Origin of the sequence: Corallococcus praedator (genome assembly GCF_003612125.1) — a bacterium.
GTDB classification, from domain to species: Bacteria; Myxococcota; Myxococcia; order Myxococcales; family Myxococcaceae; genus Corallococcus; species Corallococcus praedator.
The window spans coordinates 1-392 of record NZ_RAWI01001389.1; the positions used below are offsets into that span (position 1 = coordinate 1).

General features: G+C 71.9%; 1 pseudogene. It reads right to left on the reverse strand.

The annotated features are described in order from the left end of the window. Positions 1-392: pseudogene (locus D7Y13_RS44580) on the reverse strand (WD40/YVTN/BNR-like repeat-containing protein); the annotation flags it as partial.

Sequence of the window (392 nt, forward strand, 5' to 3'; positions counted from 1 at the left end):
GCTGGAAGCTCGCGCCCCCGTCGGTGGAGACCGCCACCACCGCCGTGGAGCCTCCGTCCGACTCCAGCCGGAACGCCTGCACCCACAGCCGCCCGCGCGAGTCCCGGGCCAGCAGCGCCCGCGAGTACGCCGTCGAGTCGTCCGCGTTGAACACCCGCACCGCCGGCTCCGGCGCCCAGGTGTGCCCGTCCTCCTGGTAGCGCCACCACTGGAACCAGACGTCGTGCCGCGACGAGGCCAAAAGCGAAGGGGCCTCGAACGCGTACACGAGCGCCACGTCCCGCCCCACCGCGACCAGCTCCGCCCGGTCATGGTGCGACGCATCCGGCTGGATGGAGGCGAGCTTCGAGAAGGTCTGGAACCCGTCCTCGGAGCGGAACAGGTTCAACCCC